The sequence below is a fragment of the Aeromonas lacus genome (genome assembly GCF_000764665.1).
GTDB classification, from domain to species: domain Bacteria; phylum Pseudomonadota; class Gammaproteobacteria; order Enterobacterales; family Aeromonadaceae; genus Aeromonas; species Aeromonas lacus.
The window spans coordinates 52,944-59,684 of the sequence record NZ_JRGM01000020.1; the positions used below are offsets into that span (position 1 = coordinate 52,944).

6 protein-coding genes are annotated in these 6,741 nt (G+C 57.5%); 2 read left to right on the forward strand and 4 right to left on the reverse strand.

Going from position 1 to position 6,741, the window contains the following annotated elements:
• Positions 1 to 42: 42 nt before the first annotated feature.
• Together eno and LG31_RS0103365 are read left to right on the forward strand one after the other, a co-directional pair.
• On the forward strand, positions 43 to 1,344 hold the full coding sequence (gene eno / locus LG31_RS0103360; RefSeq protein WP_005335583.1) for a phosphopyruvate hydratase: 1,302 nt from the start codon (positions 43 to 45) through the stop codon (positions 1,342 to 1,344).
• 135 nt (positions 1,345 to 1,479) lie between these two features.
• On the forward strand, positions 1,480 to 2,619 hold the full coding sequence (locus tag LG31_RS0103365; protein WP_033113092.1) for a hypothetical protein: 1,140 nt from the start codon (positions 1,480 to 1,482) through the stop codon (positions 2,617 to 2,619).
• 170 nt (positions 2,620 to 2,789) lie between these two features.
• Here the strand turns inward: LG31_RS0103365 and LG31_RS0103370 are convergent, their stop codons facing one another.
• The 4 genes from LG31_RS0103370 to LG31_RS21535 all read right to left on the reverse strand — a co-directional run.
• Positions 2,790 to 4,754, reverse strand: coding sequence for an LTA synthase family protein (locus LG31_RS0103370; RefSeq protein ID WP_033113093.1), 1,965 nt, complete (start codon positions 4,752 to 4,754; stop codon positions 2,790 to 2,792).
• A gap of 174 nt (positions 4,755 to 4,928) precedes the next feature.
• Entirely contained in the window at positions 4,929 to 5,711 is a 783-nt protein-coding gene (locus LG31_RS0103375) for an alpha/beta fold hydrolase (RefSeq protein ID WP_338010661.1), read from the reverse strand.
• A 401-nt stretch (positions 5,712 to 6,112) separates the two neighbouring features.
• On the reverse strand, positions 6,113 to 6,565 hold the full coding sequence (locus LG31_RS20240) for an SMI1/KNR4 family protein (protein ID WP_238567464.1): 453 nt from the start codon (positions 6,563 to 6,565) through the stop codon (positions 6,113 to 6,115).
• Positions 6,552 to 6,741: hypothetical protein (locus LG31_RS21535; RefSeq protein WP_084059518.1), on the reverse strand; the 190-nt coding region annotated here is incomplete at its 5' end. The genes LG31_RS21535 and LG31_RS20240, both read right to left, overlap by 14 nt.

Here is a 6,741-nt window from a genome sequence, read left to right on the forward strand (position 1 = left end):
GCATATTTTTGTTGTTTTTTTACGAAACCTGAGGAAATACACATGTCCAAGATCGTTAAAGTGATCGGTCGTGAAATCATCGACTCCCGTGGTAACCCGACCGTTGAGGCCGAAGTTCACCTGGAAGGTGGTTTTGTTGGTATGGCAGCCGCTCCGTCTGGCGCGTCCACCGGTTCCCGCGAAGCGCTGGAACTGCGTGACGGCGACAAGAGCCGTTTCCTGGGTAAAGGCGTGCTGAAAGCCATCGAAGCCGTAAACGGCCCGATCGCTCAAGCTCTGCTGGGTAAAGATGCCAAGGACCAGGCCACTGTTGACCAGATCATGATCGACCTCGACGGTACCGAGAACAAATCCAAGTTCGGCGCCAACGCCATCCTGGCTGTTTCCCTGGCTAACGCCAAAGCTGCCGCTGCTGCCAAAGGCATGCCGCTGTACGCCCACATCGCCGAGCTGAACGGCACCCCGGGTGTTTACTCCATGCCGCTGCCGATGATGAACATCATCAACGGTGGTGAGCACGCCGACAACAACGTCGACATCCAGGAGTTCATGATCCAGCCGGTTGGCGCCAAGACCCTGAAAGAAGCCGTTCGCATGGGCGCAGAAGTGTTCCACAACCTGGCCAAAGTGCTGAAGTCCAAGGGCTACAACACTGCAGTTGGTGACGAAGGTGGTTTCGCTCCGAACCTGAAATCCAACGCCGAAGCGCTGGAAGTTATCGCTGAAGCCGTTGCCGCTGCCGGTTACAAACTGGGCACCGACATCACCTTGGCTATGGACTGCGCTGCTTCCGAGTTCTACGACGCAGAGAAGAAAGAGTACAACCTGAAAGGCGAAGGTCGTGTCTTCACCTCCAACGGTTTCTCCGACTTCCTGGCTGACCTGACCACCAAGTTCCCGATCGTCTCCATCGAAGATGGCCTGGACGAATCTGACTGGGAAGGTTTCGCCTACCAGACTGCTGAACTGGGCAAGAAAATCCAGATCGTTGGTGACGACCTGTTCGTAACCAACACCAAGATCCTGAAGCGCGGTATCGACAACGGCATCGCCAACTCCATCCTGATCAAGTTCAACCAGATCGGTTCCCTGACCGAAACTCTGGCTGCCATCAAGATGGCCAAAGACGCTGGCTACACTGCCGTCATCTCCCACCGCTCCGGTGAGACCGAAGACGCGACCATCGCCGACCTGGCTGTTGGTACCGCTGCTGGCCAGATCAAGACCGGTTCCATGAGCCGTTCTGACCGTGTTGCCAAGTACAACCAGCTGATCCGTATCGAAGAAGCTCTGGGTGCCAAAGCTCCTTTCCGCGGTCTGAAAGAAGTTAAAAACCAGGCTTAATTGCTTGTTTTGCTAGCGCTTGCGTTGGCATGATGAAAACCGGAATCGTATGGTTCCGGTTTTTTTTCATCTACAGTTTGCCCTTTCGGTGAGCGAGAACTTAATGGGTCGTTCTGATGAATGGGCTGAGTGAGGATGGACGTCGTCGCCACAATACGGGAGATAAGCGTGATAACGAGGTTTTTGTTGGGGTTGGGTTGTCTGCTGCTGGTCATGGCTGCGCAGGCTGGCGAGGTGTATCAGGGCAAAGTAGGGCGGATGCCGGTAGTGATGACCCTGGATACATCGTCAGATGGCACGGTCAGCGGGCGATATTTCTACCGTAAGTATCGAAAGGATATTCCCCTGTCGGGCAAGTGGGAGGGCAAGAGTCTGTTGCTCTCTGAAGGATGGGATAACTCAGAACCCGAAAAGGTTGCCATGCGCCTCGAGCGATCCGGTAATGGGCTGCGTGGCGAATGGGTCGGCAAAAAACCGCTCTCCATCATATTGACGGTAATCGATGGCCGCGCCATTGAAATACCTGATCCGGTGCTTGCCGGCTGGCGTCAGCGTGATCCTTATGAACTCTTGCGCCTTGAGGGACTCTCACTTAAGACGAACAAGAGCGAGACATTTCAGGGTTATGGCTTGCAATGGCTACAAGAGCCGCAAAGCAATATTACGCATTTTCGCATTACATCAGGGCTACCGGCGGAGCAGCTTGGGAAACTCAATCATATGCTGGCAAAACGCCAGTGGAGTGAGGTAGAAAGCTATTTCCAGTGTATGAGCACCCCGATGGGGGGGGAATTTGGCCAGACGGTTACGCCCCATTTGATCAGTCCGAACTTGCTCAGCGCCAGCATTTTTACCGGTTATTTTTGCGGCGGTGCACACCCTGATTTTGGTGATTCGCCATTGAACATTAATGTTCTCACAGGAGAGGAGCTGACACTTGAAGACCTGCTCTGGGTGGGTAGCGGTGCTCCGGTAAAGTTCGATAAGTCATATGATCGCGCAGAATCCGAATACAGGAACAAGCTCCTGGCTCCCTGGCTTGTACAAGAGTTCCAGCGACTCTATCCCGATGAGATGACCTCAGATCCGGAGGAATGTAACTATGCGGACTCATCGGTATGGGAGGTTAACTCGTGGTATATGACAGAGAAAGGCATAGTGTTTGAGCCCTATTTTCCGCGCATTGCGCGTAACTGTGAACTGACCGAGTGGAGCCTTCTGCCCTGGTCGGTTATCAAACAGCATCCGGGGCGATTACCGCAACTATTGCCTTGAGCAAGAGACCGGGGCCCTTGTGGCTCCGGATTTTTTTATGGCTGTTTTTCGTCGGCGTTGCCGGCGTGGCAGAAGTTGGCAGCGCAGCTGGCCAGCCAGAGTCAGCAATCCCTGACCGGCAACAGATACAAAGAAGCCCGCATGATGCGGGCTTTTTGCTTGGGGTTGGCTTAGCTCTTGGCGTGGTCAGCCTTGCTGCGGGGTTCAACTCCCGCAGTCGTGGCGGTAGCTGGGGTGCTCTGATCGGCCAGCTGGGGGGCAAGCAGGCTGGCTGGCGCGAGCTGGCCATAGGCGCGCGACTTGCCATCAAACAGCAGGCTCTGCTGATACCAGGTGGTGGCCCAGCTGAAGTCCCGCTCGCGGGCCGCCGCGTCGTCGCAGGGCTGCGGCCGGTGCAGTTGCAGATCCCTCTTCCAGTTAAAGCAGGTGAGCTTGTCCGGCTCGCGCATCGGGTACTCGACGATCTGCTCGCCGTAGACCCGCCCTATGGTGCCGCTGGCGGCATAGATCCCCCCGCGCGGCGCTTTGCTTAGCAGCGAGTGGCCGGTAAACCAGGGCGCCTTGCCCCCCAACAGGTCGAGAATGGTGGGGGCGATATCCTGCTGGGCGCCGATACCCGGCTGATGGCGCGGGGCGATGGAGCCATCGGTGGCAAACATCAGGAAGGGGATCCAGTACCGCCCCATATGGCCGCTGCGCTCGCCAGCGGTGTGGTCGGCGGTGATGACGAACAGGGTCGGGCCAAGGTCGGCCTGCTTGTACTCCTCGATAAAGCGGCCGAGCGCCTTGTCGGCATAGTGCAGCACGCTCATCTGCCGCTCGTCGCTGCTCCGGTCGCCAAACAGCCAGGGCTCGCCCGGCGGCAGCTGGTCATCGTGAGTGGTGGTGTTGTTCACCATGTAGAAGAAGGGACGCGACTCCGCGCGTGCCTTGCTCAGGATAAAGCGGTAGAGATCCGGGTCCTGATAGCCCCAGCTGTTCTGCTCCACCTCGGCGGGGGGCATCTCCAGCTTGCCGTAAGAGGCCTGCGTCCCCAGCAGCTGGGCCAACTGTCCGGTCTCCCCCTTGTGCATCCCCTGAAAGACCGCCGTGCTCCAGCCGGCGTCGCTCAACAGTTTGGGCAGGCACTCGTAGTGCTGATCCTGCAGCGGCGTATTGGGGATGCCCGCCTCCAGCGGATTTTGATAGGAGCAGAGGGCGGTAAAGAACCCCTCCACCGTGCGGCGGCCGCCGGCGATCAGACCATCGGTGCGCAGCCCCTCGCGGTGCAGCGCATCCAGATGAGGGGTGGTGAGCGGCGCAGCCGGGTTGTAGCTCTGCATCAGCTCGGCAGGCCAGCTCTCCAGCAGCATCAGAATAACGTTCATCTTGCGCTGCGGCGGCTGGTAGGGGGCGTGGCCATCGAGCTGTGCCAGCGTCGCCAGCTGCTGCGCCGCGGGTGGCGGCAGCTGCTGATAGAGCGGCGTGTTGCCGCCGGTCTCGTCGGCGGAGCTGCTGCTGACCAGCATGGCGTAGACGGGGTTGAGGGCGAGCAGCGCCTGCTGGGGGTTGCCGATGGCGTAGGCGCGATCCGGCTTCATCGGCAGATCGGTCAGGGAGCCGCGCACGCAGAGCACCGCGATGGCAAAGGTGAGCAGCAGTGGCAGTTCGGTCTTCGCCAGCGTCATGCGCGCCGGCAGGCGCAGCTGGCGGCGGCACAGCAGGGCGCTGGCCAGCGCACCGGCCAGGGTTGCGACCATCAGCAATGGGTACTGCTTGAGGGCGGTGGTGAGCAGACTGTCCGCCTCGCGGGTCACCTCGCCCAGCTCATAGCCGATATGGCGTCCCGAATTGGCGAAATACATCAGGTCGGCCACCTGCAACCCCGCCAGCACCATGGCCGGAACCCACCACCAGAGCCAGGATAGGCGACGCAGCCCGAGCCGCACCGCCAGCCAGCAGAGCAGGGCAACGGGCGCCCACAGCAGGGCTGCCGCCGCCAGATCGAAGCGAAAGCCCCACAGCAGCGCTTCGAGTTGTTGAGTGGTGGTCAGCACCGCAAAGCTGGCGGGCGACCAGAACAGCAGCAGGGATTTGAGCAGCAGTGCCAGGAGCGCAAGCAGCGCCAGACCCGACAGCAGAAAGCGAGCGAACATAGCCAATCCGGAGTATCAGGAAGTCATCGAGCGGCTATTGATAACGGATGTAGTTGTCGGCTTACAAGCATTACTGTCACGCAATGGTAACCAGATGTGACAAGTGTGAAGAGGTTCGCCTTTGCCGGGGAGATACGAGAGCCAAGTGCGCTCGCATCCCCTCCCGGTGGCGACCTAGCGGGCGGCGGATTGGCTGGTCAGCCACTCCTGCAAGGTATTGGCAAAGGCGGCGGATTGCTCGATGGGGTAGAGGTGGTTGGCCCCGTCGATCCGCTTGAGCTGGCAGTGCGGCAGCTGCGCGGCAAGGGCCTTGCCGACCAGCGCGAACAGCGGGCGGGTCGCCGCTCCCAACACCACGCAGGCGGGCAGGGTCAGGGTGGCAAGACGTGCGGGCGACCAGTCAGGGCGTTCGCTCTGGCTCAACTGCTTGGGCAGGCTGGCGGCCTCGGCCAGCTGCGCCTGCTGCCACTTGACGGGCTGGCTGGCAAAATAGCCGCCGCGGCCACCCGAGCCATCGATCAAACTGGCGACCGCCTGTGGCAACTTGCCCTCCTGCACCTGTGCAAACAGCGGGCCGAACATGGCGCCTGCATCGGCCATAAAGGTGGCAAGACCCTGCTCATCGAGGGCGCCGGGGCAACCCGGCTCCACCAGACAGAGTGAGCGAAACCGCTCGGGCGCCATCAGGGCGGCAGTCAGGGCGACATCCGCCCCGTATGACCAGCCCGCCAGATGCACTGGCCCGCAAGGCAACTGTTCCAGCAGGGCAAGCAGATCGCCGGCATGGGTCTCAAGACCAAACGGCCCCTCTCTGCCCGCCTCGCCAAAGTGGCGCAGGTGGGGGCATAGACGCTGTAGTGCTGCGAGAGCAGCTCGATATGTTCGAGCCAGAGGGTGTGGTTGGCCAGCGCGCCATGGATCAGCAACAGCGGCTCGCCGCTGCCCGCCTGCAGGCAGGGCTGCGCGCTGCCATTGACGATAAAAGTGTGAGTCTGTGACTGCATATCAACGCCTCCCCGGCGTGTCATAAGAGCGGAAGAGTATATGACAAGCGCCCTGCGGCCGGTAAGTGGGCTCTTTCCGGCTGGCGCTAACCACTATAAGCGAAAATTGGGTCATTATCGGAAAACCCATAAATCCAGCTTATAGTGGTATCGGCGAGCCTTGGGTTGCATCAGGGTGACTGATACAAGCCCAACAAGGGTATCTTCCGATCCTTGTTTAGTTTGTGGTGGGTTTATACGCGATTGTCCGAATACGCTGCGCTATTCGAACCTACGGGCTTAATCAGTGAATGACAGAACCGCCTCCGTGTCAGTAAATTCTGCTATCGAGATGGTGGTTGCGAGCAATTTGCGTCACTCAAGATTTATACAAACTTGATTGTGCCATGCAGACATGTTCGGCCATTTTTCATTAGAGCTTCCATTATGAGACCAATAGATGACTTCTCCTGTTTTTGATATGCAGAAATAGTCACCATTATCTTCAATGAAAGGCAATAAATCCCTCGGTACACCTATGATTTCCCAAGCTATTCTAGCCATTTCAAAAATATCAAGGCGGCCTGCACCGGGCAGAATAACTGCTGCTTCAAAAATTGCGTTTGCGACATCACTACCAGATTTTAAAAAGCATCGATAGTCATTGTGAAATGTGATGCCTAGTTTTCTCTCTGCAATAGCTATTTCATTATCTGTCGGGATTCTAAATGGGTCGTTTTGCATAAAACTATTCCAAAGCATTAATTGTTGGGGTGACTGTTGTATAGTATAAGGTTTGGAAAGATAGGTTGGATTAAATGATTGCATCTTCTAAGAATGCTGCAAGTTTATAAGCTCTTTCCAGATGAAATTCAAGTTGTGGATCATCTATTTGGTGGTCATCAATCATTCTGAAGTCCATAAATAGCTTGTGTTTTATTCTATGGTAATGGGGATTGTTTTTGTTTTTTATTATATTTAAGGCTCCGCGCACTTCGTTATAT

Coding starts and splice junctions, on each gene's coding strand:
- LG31_RS0103365 (WP_033113092.1), top strand. CDS start 1,480: ATGGACGTCGTCGCCACAATACGGGAGATAAGCGTGATAACGAGGTTT.
- eno (WP_005335583.1), top strand. CDS start 43: ATGTCCAAGATCGTTAAAGTGATCGGTCGTGAAATCATCGACTCCCGT.
- LG31_RS0103370 (WP_033113093.1), bottom strand. CDS start 4,754: ATGTTCGCTCGCTTTCTGCTGTCGGGTCTGGCGCTGCTTGCGCTCCTG.
- LG31_RS20240 (WP_238567464.1), bottom strand. CDS start 6,565: ATGCAATCATTTAATCCAACCTATCTTTCCAAACCTTATACTATACAA.